The 16,928-nt window shown below is 61.4% G+C and carries 15 protein-coding genes; all 15 read left to right on the top strand.

Going from position 1 to position 16,928, the window contains the following annotated elements; all coding sequences use genetic code 11:
- The first annotated feature begins 1 nt into the window (after position 1).
- The 15 genes from glyS (at position 2) to uppS (ending at position 16,926) form a co-directional block, all read left to right on the top strand.
- The gene (gene glyS, locus ARB25_RS00240; protein WP_055285128.1) at positions 2-2,098 is read left to right on the top strand and encodes a glycine--tRNA ligase subunit beta; all 2,097 of its coding nucleotides are present in this window, start codon (positions 2-4) and stop codon (positions 2,096-2,098) included.
- A 34-nt stretch (positions 2,099-2,132) separates the two neighbouring features.
- Positions 2,133-3,008: a pyruvate, water dikinase regulatory protein gene (locus tag ARB25_RS00245; protein ID WP_055285129.1), complete on the top strand. Its 876-nt coding sequence runs from the start codon at positions 2,133-2,135 to the stop codon at positions 3,006-3,008.
- A gap of 296 nt (positions 3,009-3,304) precedes the next feature.
- A complete protein-coding gene (gene ppdK / locus ARB25_RS00250; RefSeq protein WP_055285130.1) occupies positions 3,305-6,055 on the top strand; it encodes a pyruvate, phosphate dikinase in 2,751 nt (916 codons plus the stop codon).
- Positions 6,056-6,264: 209 nt separating this feature from the next.
- Positions 6,265-6,606 carry a 50S ribosomal protein L19 gene (rplS, locus tag ARB25_RS00255; RefSeq protein ID WP_006236098.1) on the top strand — a complete coding sequence of 114 codons (342 nt, stop codon included), beginning with the start codon at positions 6,265-6,267 and terminating at the stop codon, positions 6,604-6,606.
- A gap of 93 nt (positions 6,607-6,699) precedes the next feature.
- Entirely contained in the window at positions 6,700-7,488 is a 789-nt protein-coding gene (rnhB, locus tag ARB25_RS00260; protein WP_055285131.1) for a ribonuclease HII, read from the top strand.
- A 189-nt stretch (positions 7,489-7,677) separates the two neighbouring features.
- The gene (locus ARB25_RS00265) at positions 7,678-8,163 is read left to right on the top strand and encodes a YraN family protein (RefSeq protein ID WP_055285132.1); all 486 of its coding nucleotides are present in this window, start codon (positions 7,678-7,680) and stop codon (positions 8,161-8,163) included.
- Positions 8,163-9,686 carry a YifB family Mg chelatase-like AAA ATPase gene (locus tag ARB25_RS00270; RefSeq protein WP_006236101.1) on the top strand — a complete coding sequence of 508 codons (1,524 nt, stop codon included), beginning with the start codon at positions 8,163-8,165 and terminating at the stop codon, positions 9,684-9,686. Before ARB25_RS00265 ends, ARB25_RS00270 begins: the two co-directional genes overlap by 1 nt.
- On the top strand, positions 9,683-10,618 hold the full coding sequence (locus tag ARB25_RS00275) for a DNA-processing protein DprA (protein ID WP_035138565.1): 936 nt from the start codon (positions 9,683-9,685) through the stop codon (positions 10,616-10,618). The genes ARB25_RS00270 and ARB25_RS00275 overlap by 4 nt, the downstream gene beginning before the upstream one ends.
- A 14-nt stretch (positions 10,619-10,632) precedes the next feature.
- Complete coding sequence (gene trmFO, locus ARB25_RS00280) at positions 10,633-11,970, top strand: methylenetetrahydrofolate--tRNA-(uracil(54)-C(5))-methyltransferase (FADH(2)-oxidizing) TrmFO (protein WP_055285133.1); 1,338 nt, start codon at positions 10,633-10,635, stop codon at positions 11,968-11,970.
- 8 nt (positions 11,971-11,978) lie between these two features.
- Complete coding sequence (locus ARB25_RS00285; protein ID WP_366223324.1) at positions 11,979-12,887, top strand: tyrosine recombinase; 909 nt, start codon at positions 11,979-11,981, stop codon at positions 12,885-12,887.
- Positions 12,888-13,106: 219 nt separating this feature from the next.
- Positions 13,107-13,835 (top strand): 30S ribosomal protein S2, encoded by a 729-nt coding sequence (gene rpsB / locus ARB25_RS00290; protein ID WP_055285135.1) that lies wholly within the window; start codon positions 13,107-13,109, stop codon positions 13,833-13,835.
- 45 nt (positions 13,836-13,880) lie between these two features.
- Entirely contained in the window at positions 13,881-14,750 is an 870-nt protein-coding gene (gene tsf, locus ARB25_RS00295; protein ID WP_055285136.1) for a translation elongation factor Ts, read from the top strand.
- A gap of 118 nt (positions 14,751-14,868) precedes the next feature.
- The gene (pyrH, locus tag ARB25_RS00300; RefSeq protein WP_035138557.1) at positions 14,869-15,591 is read left to right on the top strand and encodes a UMP kinase; all 723 of its coding nucleotides are present in this window, start codon (positions 14,869-14,871) and stop codon (positions 15,589-15,591) included.
- A 2-nt stretch (positions 15,592-15,593) separates the two neighbouring features.
- Entirely contained in the window at positions 15,594-16,130 is a 537-nt protein-coding gene (gene frr, locus ARB25_RS00305; RefSeq protein WP_006236112.1) for a ribosome recycling factor, read from the top strand.
- Between the two features lies 1 nt (position 16,131).
- Positions 16,132-16,926 (top strand): undecaprenyl pyrophosphate synthase, encoded by a 795-nt coding sequence (gene uppS, locus ARB25_RS00310; RefSeq protein WP_055285137.1) that lies wholly within the window; start codon positions 16,132-16,134, stop codon positions 16,924-16,926.
- Positions 16,927-16,928 lie beyond the last annotated feature (2 nt).

Below are 16,928 nucleotides of genomic sequence, written 5' to 3' on the forward strand. Positions count from 1 at the left end.
CATGGCAGACGCTAAGGATTTCCTGTTTGAGATCGGTACGGAGGAAATGCCCTCTGCACCGCTGAACAATGCCGTCAAGCAGCTTGGCACCATGATCGCCAAGGGTCTCGACGAGGCCGGTCTGGCCCACGGCGAGGTCCGCGTGATCTCGAGCCCGCGTCGCCTGGCTGCACTCGTTGCCGACGTTGCCACCGCGACCGATGAGGTTCACGAGGTCAAGCGTGGCCCCGCGGCCAACGTTGCCTTCGATGCCGACGGCAACGCCACTAAGGCCGCCCAGGGCTTTGCCCGCAAGTGCGGTGTGGCTGCCGAGGATTTGGTCCGCCGCGAGGACACCGACGGTCGCGAGTATGTCTTTGCCGAGAAGAACATTCCTTCCGCCCCGGCCACCCCGATCCTGACGGCCCTGTGCGAGAAGACTATCGCTGGCCTGCAGTGGCCCAACTACCGCTCTCAGCGCTGGGGTCACGAGCATGCGACCTTTGTTCGTCCGGTCCGTTGGATCTGCTGCCTTCTGGGCGAGGACGTTGTGCCCGTGTCGTTTGCCGACGTGACGAGTGGCAACACCACGCGTGGTCATCGCGTGCTTGGCCCCGGAGACCATGTGGTTGCCAGCCCCGCCGTCTACGAGCAGGTGCTCGAGGACGCCGGCGTGCTTTCTGCCGAGCGTCGTCGCGAGGCCATCCTCGCCGGTATCGCCGAGGTCGAGGCCGCTCGCCCCGGTTGCCATGTCGACACGCCCAAGAAGGTCTTTGAGGAGGTCATCAACCTCTGCGAGTGGCCGACGGTGCTCGTCGGTACCTTCGATGAGGAGTTCCTCAAGGTCCCGCACGAGATCATCTGCGAGTCCATGCTCACCAACCAGCGCTACTTCCCGATCTATGACGGCGAAGGCAAGCTCACGCGTGAGTTCGTGGTCGTTTCCAACAGCAAGCCCGAGAACGCCGAGCGCGTGATCGACGGCAACGAGCGCGTTGTGCGTGCCCGTCTGGACGATGCCAAGTTCTTCTATGAGGAGGACCTGAAGATCTCCCTCGACGAGTTCCGTGAGCGTCTAGCCAAGGTGGCCTTCCAGGAGAAGCTCGGTAGCGTGCTCGCCAAGTCCGAGCGCATCGAGCAGCTCGCGCTCGCTATTGCCCGTGAGGCACACCTGGGTGCTCACCTGGCAGCCGATGCCGCTCGCGCCGCGCACCTGTGCAAGGCCGACCTGGTGTCTAACGCCGTCGTTGAGTTCACGAGCCAGCAGGGCGTGATGGGCGGTTATTATGCGACCGCGATGGGGGAGAACGACGAGGTCGCTCATGCTATTCGCGATCACTATCGTCCTCGCTTTGCCGGTGACGAGCTGCCCGAGGGCACCGCTGGCTGCATCGTGGCCTGCGCCGATAAGCTCGATACCATCGCCGGTATCTTTGCCATCGGCGAGCCCCCGACCGGCTCTTCGGACCCCTACGCGCTGCGTCGTGCCGCTATCGGCATCATCAACATCCTGCGCGACCGCCTGCCGATCGACCCCACGTCGCTCATCGACTTCGCTCTCGAGCTCTACAGTGAGCAGGGCATTGAGTTCGATGCCGCCGAGGTCGCCCAGCAGGTTCGTGACTTCTTCCATGGCCGCCTGGTGAGCATGGCCCGCGACGAAAAGATCCCGGCCGATACCGTTGCCGCCGTCTCTGCGGTGCACATCATCGCTCCGTCCGTCTTCTTCGCCCGCTGCGCCGCCCTCGACGAGGCCCGCAAGAACGACGCCGAGACGTTCGACAACCTTGCGACCGCCTATGCTCGCGCCGCGCATATCTCCAAGCCCGAGCTGGGCGTGGAGTACGACCGCAGCCTGATGGGCGAGGTCGAGCTCGCGCTTGCCGATGCCTCTGAGGCCGCTCAGACCGCTGTCGATGCCTCCCTTGCTGCCGAGGACTACCCGGCCGCATTTGCCGCCCTCGCCGCCCTGCGCGCGCCCATCGACTGTTTCTTCGACGAGGTTATGGTCATGGACAAGGACGAGCAGCTCCGCGATAATCGCCTTAAGCTGCTCAACCGCTTCGAGGCCGTTTTCTCCGGCATTGCCAACATCGGTGAGCTTGCCCGCAAAAAGTAAGCCAGCCTGCGCGTAAGCGCAAAAGGAGCCCCGCATGGATTGCCCGGTCACCGCTCGTCCCACCGTCATCGTTATCTCCGACTCGCTCGGTGATACCGCTTGTGAGGTGGTGCTTGCGGCGTCCGGGCAATTTGATGAAGGGGCTTTTCGCGTTTTGCGCCTGCCCAAGGTGACCTCCGTGGAGCAGGTCAAGTCATTTGTGGGGCCGCGTGTCGATGCGGACCATCGCGATATCGCCGTGTTCCACACCATTGTCGATCCGGCGCTTCGCGCCCGCGTGCTCGATTACCTGGGTATGCTGCATATCCGTTCGGTCGACCTGATCGGCCCGACGCTCGCCGTGCTGTCGTCGCTCATCGGTGTGTCGCCAAAGGGCGTTGCCGGCGTGATTCACAAGACTGATGACCGCTATTTCCATCGTATCGAGGCCATGGAGTATTTCGTTGAGCACGATGATGGACGCGGCTGCGACGACCTTTCGGGAGCCGATATCGTGCTGCTGGGCGTATCCCGCACGTCCAAGACGCCGCTGTCGATGTATTTGGCCTATCAGGGTTACAAGGTTGCCAATGTTCCGTTGGCCCATGGCATGGAGCCGCCGAAGTCGATTTACGAGGTTGACCCGATGCGCCTGTTCGGCCTGATTTCGACCGTCGACGTTATTTCTGAGATTCGCGATAGCCGCTTGGGCGATGATTACGCCCGTGCCGTTGCCGGCTCCTATGCCGAGCCCGAGAGTGTGCGCAGCGAGCTCGAGGAAGCCCGTGCCCTCATGAAGCGCCTAGGCTGCTTTGTGGTGCGTACCGATGGCAAGGCGATCGAGGAGAGCGCCTCCGAGATCATTAGCCACTTGGAGGAAATCCAAGAAGTCCGCGCCCGCCGCGCCGCCCGCCGAGCCCAGCAAAGCTAGCTCATTGGGGTAGCTAAAATGCCCGTCTATATAAGACTAGCTAAAAATAATGCACGATATTGGTAAAGCGATTTAGCAAGAAACTGGCATTTGACCTGTAAGCTTCCTGCATTGGTATCTTCATAAGGTAACCACCTTTACCTACCGTTTACCGCCATATTTACCACGTTTACCAACCCCCGCGCCCTCTGCGCAAGCCCGCTCAATGCCCGCCGTATAGTACCCTCACGGCTCGCATCCGGCGGGTCGATTCGTCACCACGGTCGTGCGCGAAAGTGCATGGAAGGGGAAGTATCGTGAGCGATTGCAAGAGGGTTTTCCGTTTTGGAACCGACGCCCAGGGCACCTGTGTCACTGAGGGCGACAAGTCCATGAACTTCGTGCTTGGCGGCAAGGGCGCAAACCTTGCCGAGATGAGCCGCATCGGCCTGCCGGTTCCCGGTGGCTTTACCATTACCTGCCAGACTTGCGTCGAGTACTCCGGTGCCGGCAACGTGTGGCCCGGGGGCGCACTCGATGAGATCGTTGCTGCCGAGGCGGACCTCGAGGCCCGCTGCGGCAAGAAGCTCGGCGACGCCTCCGATCCGCTGCTCGTGTCGGTTCGCTCGGGCGCTCCGTTCTCCATGCCCGGTATGATGGACACGGTCCTCAACTTGGGCCTCAATGACGATTCCGTCCAGGGCCTCATCGCGCAGACGCAGAACCCGCGTTTTGCCTGGGATAGCTACCGCCGCTTTATCCAGATGTTTTCCAATGTCGTCATGGGCGTTGACGCCGACCTGTTCGAGAACGCGCTGACCCAGGCACGCCTGGTCGCCGGTGTCCGCGTCGACTCCGAGCTTTCGGCCGAGGATCTGCAGGAGCTCGTCGAGACCTTCAAGGGGATCTTCTCCGAGAACGTCGATGCCTCCCTGTATCCCGAGCTCGAGATCGCTGACGGCAAGCCCGTCTTCCCGCACGATCCGGAGCTTCAGCTGCGTCTTGCCATCCAGGCCGTCTTTGGCAGCTGGATGAACGAGCGTGCCTGCATCTACCGCAAACAGCATGGCATTTCCGACGACCTCGGCACCGCCGTCAACGTGCAGGCCATGGCCTTTGGCAACAAGGGCGAGACCTCTGCGACGGGCGTCGCCTTTACGCGTAATCCGGCCGACGGCACCAAGGAGTTCTACGGTGACTTTTTGGTTAATGCCCAGGGCGAGGACGTCGTCGCCGGTATCCGCAACACCGAGCCCATCGCCGACCTCAAGACCACCCCGGGGCTCGAGTCCGCAGGTGAGGAGCTCGAGCGCGTGTTCCTGACGCTCGAGGATCATTACCGCGATATGTGCGATATCGAGTTCACCATCGAGCAGGGCAAGCTCTGGATGCTCCAGACCCGCGTGGGCAAGCGCACCGCCACCGCCGCCCTGCGCATCGCTATCGAAATGGTCGAGGAAGGCCTGATCACTCGCGAAGAGGCCGTGAGCCGCATCGACCCCGCGCAATTCGACCAGCTCCTGCACCCGCAGTTTGACGCCTCCAAGAAGTACGAGGCGCTGGCCAGCGGTCTTAATGCCAGCCCCGGTGCCGCCGTGGGCGAGGTCGTGTTCTCGAGCGACGACGCCGTCACGCGTTCCGCCGAGGGCCGCAAGGTCATTTTGGTTCGCTGGGAGACCAACCCCGATGACTTGAAGGGCATGGTCGCCGCCGAGGGCATCCTGACCAGCCACGGTGGCAAGACAAGCCATGCCGCCGTTATCGCCCGCGGCATGGGTACGCCCTGCGTCTGTGGCGTTGAGCGCTTCCATATCGACGCCGCCGAGAAGGTCGTGCGCATCGAGGGCAGCGACCGCGTGCTGCACGAGGGCGACGTTATCTCCATCGACGGTACCCAGGGCATCGTCGTCGACGGTCCCGTCGACCTGGTCTCCGCCGAGCTTACCGGCGACCTGGACACCATCCTGTCCTGGGCCGACGAGATTCGCCTGGACGAGACCTGTGGCCATGCCAACCATGTGCGCGTCAACGCCGACAATCCCGAGGATGCCGAGCTCGCCCTCGAGTTTGGCGCCGAGGCTATTGGCCTGTGCCGCACCGAGCACATGTTCTTGGGCGATCGCAAGAACATCATCCAGAGCTTTATCCTGTCTGACGATGAGGCCGTGAAGCGGCAGGCCCTGGCCGACCTGCTCAAGGTTCAGACCGAGGACTTCCTGGCGATGTTTAAGACCATGTCCGGTCGCGATGTGGTCGTTCGCCTGCTCGATCCGCCGCTTCATGAGTTCCTGGATAATCCTCGCGAGCTTGAGGTCGCCATCACCAAGAAGGAAGCCGCTGGCGCCAGCGAGGAAGAGCTTGCCGTCCTGCGTGCCCGCCTGCGTCGTATCGACGGCATGGTCGAGTCCAACCCGATGCTCGGCCTGCGTGGTGTGCGCCTGTCCGTCGTCTTTAGCGATTTGCCGCTCATGCAGGTTCGCGCCGTCGCCACGGCTGCTGCCCGCCTCATCAAGGAAGGCGTCGACCCGCGCCCCGAGATCATGGTTCCGCTCGTTTCCATCACGGCGGAGCATGTCCAGACCTGCGAGGTTATCGAGCGCGTGATCGCAGAGGTTTCCGACGAAGAGGGCGTCGAGCTCAATATTCCCGTGGGCACGATGCTCGAGCTGCCGCGCGCCTGCATGGTCGCCGACGAGATCGCCCATTACGCAGACTTCTTCTGCTTTGGCACCAACGACCTCACCCAGACGACCTTCGGTTTCTCGCGTGACGACGCCGAGGCTAAGTTCATCCCGCTGTACATGCATAAGAAGATCTTGGAGGACAATCCCTTCGAGACCATCGACACGGCGGTACTCGAACTGGTGCGCTTGGCCGTCGAGAAGGGCCGCGCCACCAACCCCGACATGCACTTTGGCGTGTGCGGTGAGCACGGTGGCGACCCCAAGTCCATCAAGGGCCTGTTTAACGTGGCCGACGTGGACTACGTGTCCTGCTCGCCCTACCGCGTGCCCCTCGCACGCCTGGCTGCCGCTCAGGCCAAGCTCGAGGCCAAGCGTTCCGCCTAACGTTTTGGGTTTAGACGCCTAGCGTAGCCCCCTTCATGCCGCCCGTCTCATTCGTGAGACGGGCGGTTATCATGTGCGGGTTTTGTCTTTTTGTCTGCGTAAAAAATTGTTCTTGCAGCAGAAACCCGCGCGTGTATACTCGAATACGTTTGTTCAACTACGTGCCGGCCAGAGTGGTACGGCACCTCTAGAAGAGTAAGGAATTGCACATGGATTACATCCGCGCAATCGAGCGTCAGCAGATCCGCGAGGACATTCCTCAGGTTCGCGTTGCCGACAACGTCAAGGTTCACTACCGCATTAAGGAAGGCGACCGCGAGCGCATCCAGGTCTTCCAGGGCGACGTCATCCGCATGGCCGGCGCCGGTGCCCGCGAGACCTTCACCGTCCGCAAGATGTCCTTCGGTGTCGGTGTTGAGCGTACCTTCCCGCTTCACAGCCCCAAGATCGCCAAGCTCGAGGTCGTTCGTCATGGTCGCGTCCGTCGCGCCAAGCTGTACTACCTCCGCGACAAGGTGGGCAAGGCTGCTCGCATCCCCGAGAAGCGCTAAGAAGATCGCAGCGTCTGTCCACTCGTTTGGACACAAGGGCCACCTTCGGGTGGCCCTTCTTTTTATCTGATTTGCATGCAAGGAGGGCCTGGTATGGCCAATATGACGAGCTCGGTTTCGGCATCGCAGGTTGCCGGAGAGCTGGCGAGCGCAACGTTTGAGGAGATCCCCGCCCTCGTGGAGCATTATCGCGAGGACCCGCGCCAGCAGGTGATCAAGGCTCGCGAGCGTGCTCTTAAGCGCCATGCCAAGGAACTTGCCGAGCGCGAGCGCGTCAATGGCATGTACGAGCTTATGCATGAGCTTGGCGGCGATGGGGTGGTCGTTGGTGTCGACGAGGTGGGTCGCGGATCGGTGGCCGGTCCCCTGACGGTGTGTGCCGTGTGCCTTCCCATGGAGCCGCGCGTCTGGGGTATCAACGATTCCAAAAAGCTTACGCCGGCGCGTCGCGAGCTGCTCTCGGTGAAGATTGCCGAGGTGGCGACTGCTATCGGCTTTTGCCATATCGCTCCCGCAGATATCGATGAGATGGGTATGGCCCGCGCTATCCGTACCGCCGTCGCGGGTGCGGTGGCCGATACGGGGCTCGAGCCTGATTGCGTCCTCATGGACGGCAACCCCCTGGGCGCCGTTCCTAACGAGCGCGATGTGGTGAAGGGCGATGCCAAAATCGCCTGCATCGCCGCGGCGTCCATCATGGCCAAGGTCACGCGTGACGAGATGATGGTCGAGTACGATGCCGAGTATCCCGAGTACCATCTGGCCGAGTCGAAGGGCTATGCGAGTCCCGAGCACATCGAGGCCATTCGCAAACATGGACTTTGTCCGCTGCACCGCGTGAGCTTTTGCGGAAACTTTCTGCAGACTGAGCGCCTTTTCTAGGTCAATTGTGGAGACAGGGACCTTTGGGATTCTATAAACCTGCTGGTAGCGGGCCGTATGCAACAACATTGCTGCGTACGGCCCGTTTTTTGACGGCATTTGGTCAGCTTTTGGTTTGCTTCCGGTACTTACCCGCATGAAAGGTGCCCTCATCATCGGGGCAATGCAGTGTGCTGGAAAGGAGACCCCATGAGTGCCGCAAGCAAAAAGAGCAAGACGCAGCAGCTCAAGGAGCGTTGGGAAAACGGCGAGCTCGACTGCGGGGCGATGACGCCCGAGTTTATCAAGGGGCTCAGTCCTCGCGAGCTGGGCATGCTGGGCGAGCTGATCACCATCGACTACTTTAACGAGCGCGGCTACACCTTGCTGGAGCAGGGCTATCGTTGCACTGAGGGCGAGGCCGACCTGGTGTTGCTCGATGAGCTTGACGATGTCGTGGTGATGGCTGAGGTCAAGACCAGGCGCGTCGCCCTGGATTGCACCACGCGGGTCTTTCCCGAGGAGGCCGTGGATGCCCAAAAGCAGCGTCGGTATCGCCGTATCGCAAGTTGCTATCTCATGGAGCACTATCCGCTCAAGGCGATCCGCTTCGATGCAGTGGGTGTCACCATTCGCGGCGGGCATATCGCCGAGATCGAGCATCAGTACAACGCGTTCGATTGGCAGGTGTCGTGATGGCGTTCGAGACGTTTGCCGTTCACGCGGCCTGCATCCGCGGCGTCGAGGCGATTCCCGTCACGGTCGAGGTCTCGCTTGCCGGTGGCGTTCCGGGCATTCAGATGCTCGGTATTCCGAGTATGGAGGTGATGGAGTCACGTGGTCGTATTCGCTGTGCGATGCGCTCGGCCGGCTTTGAGATCCCGCGCTCGGGCATTACGGTCAATCTGGCGCCCGGCGATATTCGCAAGACCGGTAGCGGCTTTGATCTGCCCATCGCCATCGCGGTTCTAGCGGCCGATGGTCAGATTCCCCGCGACAACCTCGATCGTTGTCTTATCGCCGGCGAGCTCGGCTTGGACGGCACGGTGCTTCCTGTCAAAGGCGAGGTGGCGTTTCAGCTATTGGCTCGCGACATGGGGCTGTCTTTTATCGCCGGCAGGTCCGACCAGCATGTGCCACTCGCGGGCGTGGATTGCGGCTTTATCGACCATCTGTCTCAGCTTGCTCACGGCATGGGCGATGCCGCACGGCACTACTTGGATTCCGAGGGTGTCGAGGCGACCTTTGAGCCCGAGCTCGACTATGCAGACGTGCTGGGGCAGGAAGTCGCTAAACGCGGCATGGCGCTTGCGGCGGCAGGAGAACTCGGCTTGCTCATGATCGGGTCTCCGGGATCGGGCAAGACGATGCTCGCACGCCGTATGACCGGCATCCTGCCCGAGCTTTCCGTTGAGGATCAGCAGGAGGCACTGTGCATCCATTCGGTTTTGGGTGAGAACATTGATGGCTTGTTGGCGGGGCACCGCCCCTTCCGCAGTCCCCATCACAGTATTTCGACCGCAGGCCTTATCGGCGGTGGGCGCCCGGTGCACCCGGGTGAGATCAGCCTTGCTCATGGCGGCGTGCTATTTTTGGACGAGCTTGCCGAGTTTCCCACGGGCGTACTGCAGACGCTGCGTCAGCCCATCGAACGCGGTTATGTGAGGATCGTACGCGTCGACGGGGCCTTTACCTTCCCGTCGCGCTTTCAGCTGCTCGCTGCGAGCAATCCCTGCCCCTGCGGCTTTTTGGGCGACCGTGAGGTGCCATGCCGCTGCTCGGCGGCGATGGTCGAGCGCTATCGGTCTAAACTGCGCGGTCCTTTGGCCGACCGTATCGACATGATGATCGATGTGACCCGTCCCGACCCTCAAGTGATTATCGAGGGCGCAGAGGGTATGTCGTCGGCCGAGTTACGTGACTACGTTGTGCGCGGTCGCGCTTTTCGCGCTTGGCGCGAATCCCGTATGGACGATGCAGATGCCGAGGCCGAGGATGACGAGACGCGGTCCATTGACGGCGTCGTTTCGACCTTTGAGCTTGATGATGCTGCCGAGAAATGCGTACTCGGCCTATCCAAACGCACGCATCTCACAGGGCGTGGCATCGTGCGCCTGGTTCGCATTGCGCGTACGATCGCAGATGTCGCCGAGAGCGAGCAAGTGACGCAGGACCACGTGCTCGAGGCGGCGATGTACCAGGGAAGGAGGGACCAATGATGGCCGAGGGGACCTTCGAGCTGCATCCAGGTGATGCGTTGTATCCCGAGACCGTTTTGGAGCTTTCTGATGTACCCCAGACGCTTTATGTGCGCGGCAACCCCGAGGTGCTTTCGACGCCCGCGCTCTCCATCATCGGCGCGCGCAAGGCCTCGCCGTATGGTCTTGCCGTGGCAGAGCTTGCGGCAAAAGTAGCGGTTGATGCGGGGGTGACGGTGGTCTCGGGCGGTGCGGTCGGCTGCGACCAGGCCTCGGGTTGGGCTGCGGTCAACGCCGGCGGCAAACACGTCGCGGTGCTGGGGACGGGCGCCGACGTGGTCTACCCGCGTTCGAGCGCGGGGCTTATTACTCGCACGCTTGATACGGGCGGCGCGGTCGTGTCGATCTCTCCGTGGGGCATGGGTCCGCGCAAGTTCGCCTTTCCGCGCCGCAATCGCGTGATCGCGGCCCTGTCGCAAGCCCTCTTTGTATCCGAGGCGGGTATGCCTTCTGGGACGTTTTCTACAGCCGAGGCTGCTATGGATTTGGGGCGCGAACTTCTTGCCGTGCCGGGGTCGATCCTATCGCCCGAGTCGCGTGGCACGAATTACCTCATTGCGAACGGTGCCTGCTGCATCGTCGACGAGGAATCTATCGAGATGGCTATCTCACGCATCTACGGAACCCTGCGCTACTCGCGCCCCGATGCTCCCGGCATTGCCGACCTGGATCCAACGCAGCAGACCGTGATGCATGCGCTCATCGCCTCTCCGCTCAAGGTCGACGACATCGCGGCGCTCGTCTCGCTCGATGCTGTCGGCGTACTCAAACTCTTGGGTTCGCTTGAACTCGAGGGTCTTATCGAGCGCATGATGGATGGAAGGTATGCGCCCTCCAAGTTTGCCCTTCACGCCCAGACACCCTTCGGTCACAATGGAAAACGTGTCAATTAGAAAGGTGTTTGCAGATGCAGTTCGATCAGGTGACAGTTATCGGTGGCGGTCTGGCGGGTTCGGAGTGCGCGATCCAGCTGGCAGATCGCGGTTTTGCCGTAAAGCTGTGCGAGATGCGCCCCCAGGTGAGCTCCCCGGCTCACCATACCGATCACCTGGCAGAGCTCGTCTGCTCGAATTCGTTTAAGTCGACCCGTCCGGATTCCGCGGCTGGTTTGCTGAAGGCCGAGCTTGAGCGCATGGGTTCAGTCCTGCTCGATTGCGCCCATCGCGCGGCTGTTCCCGCCGGCGGTGCCCTGGCGGTCGACCGCGTCAAATTTTCCGAGCTTGTCGAGGCCGAGGTTGCCGCTCGTCCCAATATCGAGGTCGTGCACGGCGAGGTCACGCAGATTCCCGAGGGTCACGTGGTCATTGCCGCGGGCCCGCTGTGTTCACCGGCGCTGAGCGAAGAGGTTATGAAGCTCGTCGGTGGCGATGCCCTGGCATTCTTTGATGCGGCGGCGCCGATCGTCGATGCCTCCACGCTCGATATGGACGTGCTGTTTTCGCAGTCGCGCTACGAGGAGCAGGGGGGCGGCGACTATCTCAACGCTCCGCTCAATAAGGAGGAGTACGAGGCCTTTATCGAGGCGCTTACCACGGCCGACCGCGTGGTGCTCAAAGACTTTGAGGGCGGCGATCTGTTCCAGGCTTGCCAGCCTGCCGAGGAAGTTGCGCGCACCGGCAAGGACGCCATTCGCTTTGGCGCCATGAAGCCCGTCGGCCTCACCGACCCGCGTACCGGACGTCGCCCCTGGGCGGCGATTCAGCTGCGTGCCGAGAACAAGGAGAAGACCGCCTATAACCTGGTGGGCTTCCAGACCAACTTGACCTTTGGCGAGCAGAAGCGCGTCTTCCATATGGTGCCGGGCCTGGAGAACGCTGAGTTCTTCCGCTACGGTGTCATGCACCGCAATACCTTTGTCGACGCCCCTCACGTGCTCGATAGCACCTTTGCCGTGCCCGGTACCGGCGTGCGCCTGGCCGGTCAGATCACCGGCACCGAGGGGTACATGGAAGCCGTGGCGACAGGTCTGCTCGCGGCGCTCAACACCTATGCCGAGGCTATCGGTGCCGCGGGCGTCGAGTTGCCGCGTGTGGGCGCCCTGGGTGCGCTCGTGGGCTATGCGACCGATCCTGCCACCGTGGGCTATCAGCCTATGCATGTCAACTTTGGCCTGGTGCCGCCACTCGAGGATGGTAAGCGCCGCAGCAAACGCGACCGCTATCAGGCTTATGCGGATCGCGCCCTCGAGGCCCTTGATGCCTACTTGGCCACGCGCTCCGACTTGTTTGGAGGCGACCGGTCATAGCCTTTGACCTGTACGACACCGTCGACTCGTTTATCGCCTATATCGCACGTGTTGAGGGACTTTCTCCCAACACGGTGACGGCCTATGGCTCGAGGCTAGAGCGCTTTGCTGTCTGGTGCGAGCGCGAGGATATCGATGCTTTCGCTGCCGACGTGCGCACCATTCGTCGCTATCTTGCTGAGCTTTCGCGTGAGCAGGTGGCTCCCCGAACCCTTGCGGCGCATCTGTCTGCCATTCGCTCGCTCTATCGCTGGATGGCTGCCGAGGGGATTGTCGAGGGCGATGCGGTCTCGGCGATCGCGTCGCCCAAGCTGCCGCGTGACCTGCCGGGCGTCCTTACGACCCAGCAGGTCGAGGCGCTGCTCAAGACGCCTGATACCTCAACACCCGCGGGACTGCGCGATGCGGCGATGCTCGAGTTGCTCTATGCCTCGGGTGCCCGCATCTCAGAGCTTGCGGCGCTCAATGTGGAATCCATCTCATGGTCCGAGCGCACGCTGCGCCTGTGGGGCAAGGGAAGCAAGGAGCGCATCGTTCCTCTGTATCGTCGTGCGCTCGATGTGACGCGTCTCTATATTGAAGAGGGGAGGCCGGAGTTGCTCGCTCGGGCAAAGCGCCGCGACCTCGCTACCGGGCCGCATCCGCTGCTTATATCGGCGCGCGGCAATCGCATGAGTGCCGCCATGCTCAGGCGGCGGTTCCATACGCTGGCGACGCTCGCCGGCATTCCGGCCGACATTGCCCCGCATGCGATGCGCCATACCTTTGCGACCGATTTGCTCGAGGGCGGTGCGGACCTGCGCTCGGTTCAAGAGCTGCTAGGTCATGCGAGCCTGTCCACGACGCAGATCTACACGCATCTCACGCCCGATCGGCTCAAACGTGCCGTGGCTCAAGCCCATCCCCGCGGCGAATAGTGGCTGGGACGTCCCGCGCCGCACCGAGGTGTGTGGTTTTGATTGCGGGTTGGCAGGAAGAAGCAATCCTGCTATCATTCATCGGGTTGCTTCACGGCAACATGTTTTTATCACGCACGCGCGGCTACTTCATACCGTGGTGCCCGGGCTTTGGTAGCACATGTCCGGGTTGGTTATGGAGGATGACCCCGCGCGGAGGCAAACCACAGGAGGTTTAACATGGCTACCAAGATTAATATCCGCACCCTGCTCGAGGCCGGCTGCCACTTCGGTCACCAGACCCGTCGCTGGAACCCCAAGATGAAGCCGTTCATCTTCGGTGAGCGCAACGGCATCTACATCCTCGACCTCAAGCAGACCATCCTTGACGCCGACCAGGCCTACACCTTCGTCAAGAACGTCGCCAAGGGCGGCAACGTGCTGTTCGTCGGCACCAAGAAGCAGGCTCAGGAGGCCGTCAAGAACGCAGCCGAGCGCGCCAACATGCCTTACATCAACCAGCGTTGGCTCGGCGGTATGCTGACCAACTTCGTCACCATCCGCTCCCGCATCAACCGCATGGAGGAGCTTGAGGCCATGGTCGAGGACGGCCGCATGGCAGTCCTGCCCAAGAAGGAGCAGGCTGTTCTGGGTAAGGAGCTTGCTAAGCTCCAGACCAACCTCGGTGGCGCCCGCGATATGAAGGGTCTGCCCCAGGCTCTCTTCGTCATCGACACCAAGCGCGAGGAGAACGCCATCAAGGAGGCCCAGCGCCTGAACATCCCCGTCGTCGCCCTGATCGATACCAACTCCGATCCCGACGAGGTCGAGTACGGCATCCCCTGCAACGATGACGCCATCTCCGCTGTTACCCTTATGTGCGAGCTCATGGCCGACGCCTGCCTCGCTGGCTCCGGCAAGGAGCAGGTCTCCGAGGCCGAGATGGCCGCCGAGCCCAAGGCCGAGTAAATCAGTCCTATTTAAGTCTTTTTCATCTCTTTGAAAGGAACCACAATGGCCCAGATTACTGCCGCTATGGTCAAGCAGCTCCGCGAGATGACCGACTCACCGATGATGGAGTGCAAGAAGGCTCTCGTCGAGGCTGACGGCGACATGGATGCCGCCGTCGACGTTCTGCGCAAGAACGGCCTCGCCAAGGCTGCCAAGAAGGCTGGCCGTGAGACCAACGAGGGCGCTGTCGCCGCGTTCGTCTCCGAGGATGGCAAGACCGGCGCTCTGCTCGAGCTCTCCTGCGAGACCGACTTCGTCGGCTCCAACGCCAAGTTCACCGGCTTTGCTTCCAAGGTCGCCGAGGTTGTCGCCACCACCGAGCCGGCTGACGTCGACGCTCTGCTCGAGAAGCCGATGGGCGAGGAGACCGTTTCCTCCGAGCTCACCGAGATGATTCACATCATGGGCGAGAACATGAAGATCTCTCGTTTCGCCGCCCGTAAGGCCGAGAACGGCGCTCTCGCTTCTTACATCCACATGGGTGGTAAGATTGGCGTCCTCGTCGAGTTCGCCTTCGAGAAGGCCGAGACCGCTCAGGCCGACTCCTTCAAGACCTTCGCTCACGACGTTGCCCTTCAGGTTGCCGCCGTCGCCCCGATCTGCGCTACCCGCGATCAGGTTCCGGCTGAGACCGTCGAGCACGAGAAGCAGATCTACATGGCTCAGGCTGCCGAGTCCGGCAAGCCCGAGGCCATTCAGGAGAAGATGGCTGTTGGCCGTCTGGAGAAGTTCTACAAGCAGTCTGTGCTCACCGAGCAGGAGTTCATCAAGGACAGCTCCCTCACCATCAAGAAGTACGCTGAGCAGGTCTCCAAGGAGCTCGGCGACACCATTACCGTCGTTGCCTTTGACCGTCTGGTCCGTGGCGAGTAAATAAGCTCTTGTAGCTGGTAATGAGCAGGCTGTGGGTTTTACTCACAGCCTGCTTTTTCATGGCTCTTCTTAGAGCCTTTGATAGAATGTTGAAAGTTCAATCTAAAGGAGGATCGCTTTGTCCGACATCCGATATAAACGCGTGCTTCTTAAGCTTTCCGGCGAAGCGCTGATGGGCGACGGCCAATATGGCATCGACCCCAAGGTTACCGACCATCTTGCTAAGCAGGTCAAGGAGCTGCTCGCCGTTGGCCATGAGGTCGGCGTCGTTGTCGGCGGCGGCAATATTTTCCGCGGCATGGCAGGCGCTGCCGGTGGCATGGAGCGTGCTCAGGCCGACTACATGGGCATGCTGGCAACCGTTATGAACGCGCTCGCCCTGCAGGATGCCTTCGAGCATAACGATGTTCCCTGCCGCGTGATGAGCGCTATCCAGATGAACGAGATCTGCGAGCCCTATATTCGCCGTCGCGCCATCAACCACCTTTCCAAGGGCAACGTCGTTATTTTTGCCGCCGGTTCGGGCAATCCGTACTTTACGACCGACACCGCCGCGGCTCTTCGTGCGTGCGAGATCGGCGCCGAGATTCTGATTAAAGCCACCAAGGTTGACGGCATCTACGATAAGGATCCCGTCAAGTGCGCTGATGCCGTCCGTTTTGACAAGATTACCTATCACGAGGTTCTCGTCCGCGGTCTGCAGGTTATGGATTCCACGGCTACGGCACTGTGCCAGGACAACCGTATGCCGATTTTGGTCCTCAACATCGATGGCGAGGACACCGTCAAGCGCGCGCTTTCGGGTGAGCCCGTCGGCACGCTCGTCTATCAGGAGGATTAAGCATGGCAGAGAACATCACCGCCCACATGGACAAGTCGCTCGAGTCCCTCAAGCATAACTTCTCCAAGGTCCGTACCGGCCGCGCCAATGCCAACATTCTGTCCGACATCACCGTCGATTATTACGGTGTTCCCACGCCGGTCACGCAGGTTGCCGCCGTCAAGACCCCCGAGGCCCACATGCTGCTCATCGAGCCGTGGGACAAGGCACTCATCAACGCTATCGTCAAGGCCATCGGCGCTTCCGATCTGGGTATTACCCCCAACTCCGATGGCACCGTGGTTCGTCTGCCGTTCCCGGCTCCCACCGAGGAGCGCCGTCGCGAGCTCGTCAAGGAGTGCCGCGAGTACGCCGAGCAGGCCAAGGTGTCTATCCGTAACATCCGTCGCGACTTCAACAACAAGCTCGAGCGCGATGAGGAGCTCACCGAGGACGATGTCCGTCGCGAGCAGGCTAAGGTCCAGAAGCACACCGATGAGTATGTCGCCAAGGTCGAGGAGCTTCTGAAGGAAAAAGAAGCCGAGGTCATGGAGATCTAAGGTGCAATACGACGAGCATAAACTGGTCGAGTACTTTGCCGACGCCCCTGCGGGCGTCGGTTTTTCCGACCTTGACCTCAATAACATTCCGCACCATATCTCGTGCATCATGGACGGCAACGGTCGTTGGGCCACGTCGCGCGGTCTTGCACGCACTGAGGGCCACAAGGCGGGTATCGTCTCGCTGCGCGAGATCATTACCGCCTGCGTGCGCCTGGGCGTCGACGTGCTTTCGGCCTATGCGTTTTCTACCGAAAACTGGAACCGCCCGCAGCATGAGGTCAACGTCTTGATGCACCTGTTTGCCAAGACGTTCATCGACGAGTTGCCGCTTCTGAAGCGCGAAAACGTGCGCGTTGTCTTTTTGGGTGATATTTCCGCGCTGCCCAAGAAGACCCGCGACGTTTTTGAACGCGGTCTTGCCGAGTGCGCCGATCACACCGGTATGACGCTGGCGCTTGCCGTCAACTACGGCGCGCGTGCCGAGATTACCCGCGCTGTCCGTCAGATCGCACTCGACGTTGCCGCCGGTAAGATCGATCCTGCCGCAATTGATGACGACATGGTGGCTTCCCACCTCTATACCGCCGGTCTTCCCGATCCTGAGCTTGTGATTCGCACCTCTGGTGAGCTGCGCCTTTCGAACTATCTGCTGTGGCAGGTAGCTTATTCCGAGTTCTACGTCACCGATACCTATTGGCCCGACTTTGATCGTTGGGGCCTTGTCGACGCCATTTTGGCCTATCAGGGCCGTGACCGTAGGTTTGGTGGACTGAGCAAGACCGAGGAGGCTTAATC

The sequence above is a fragment of the Collinsella aerofaciens genome, assembly GCF_001405375.1.
Taxonomy (GTDB): domain Bacteria; phylum Actinomycetota; class Coriobacteriia; order Coriobacteriales; family Coriobacteriaceae; genus Collinsella; species Collinsella aerofaciens_F.

Coding starts and splice junctions, on each gene's coding strand:
- glyS (WP_055285128.1), top strand. CDS start 2: ATGGCAGACGCTAAGGATTTCCTGTTTGAGATCGGTACGGAGGAAATG.
- ARB25_RS00245 (WP_055285129.1), top strand. CDS start 2,133: ATGGATTGCCCGGTCACCGCTCGTCCCACCGTCATCGTTATCTCCGAC.
- rplS (WP_006236098.1), top strand. CDS start 6,265: ATGGATTACATCCGCGCAATCGAGCGTCAGCAGATCCGCGAGGACATT.
- rnhB (WP_055285131.1), top strand. CDS start 6,700: ATGGCCAATATGACGAGCTCGGTTTCGGCATCGCAGGTTGCCGGAGAG.
- ARB25_RS00265 (WP_055285132.1), top strand. CDS start 7,678: ATGAGTGCCGCAAGCAAAAAGAGCAAGACGCAGCAGCTCAAGGAGCGT.
- ARB25_RS00270 (WP_006236101.1), top strand. CDS start 8,163: ATGGCGTTCGAGACGTTTGCCGTTCACGCGGCCTGCATCCGCGGCGTC.
- ARB25_RS00275 (WP_035138565.1), top strand. CDS start 9,683: ATGATGGCCGAGGGGACCTTCGAGCTGCATCCAGGTGATGCGTTGTAT.
- trmFO (WP_055285133.1), top strand. CDS start 10,633: ATGCAGTTCGATCAGGTGACAGTTATCGGTGGCGGTCTGGCGGGTTCG.
- rpsB (WP_055285135.1), top strand. CDS start 13,107: ATGGCTACCAAGATTAATATCCGCACCCTGCTCGAGGCCGGCTGCCAC.
- tsf (WP_055285136.1), top strand. CDS start 13,881: ATGGCCCAGATTACTGCCGCTATGGTCAAGCAGCTCCGCGAGATGACC.
- frr (WP_006236112.1), top strand. CDS start 15,594: ATGGCAGAGAACATCACCGCCCACATGGACAAGTCGCTCGAGTCCCTC.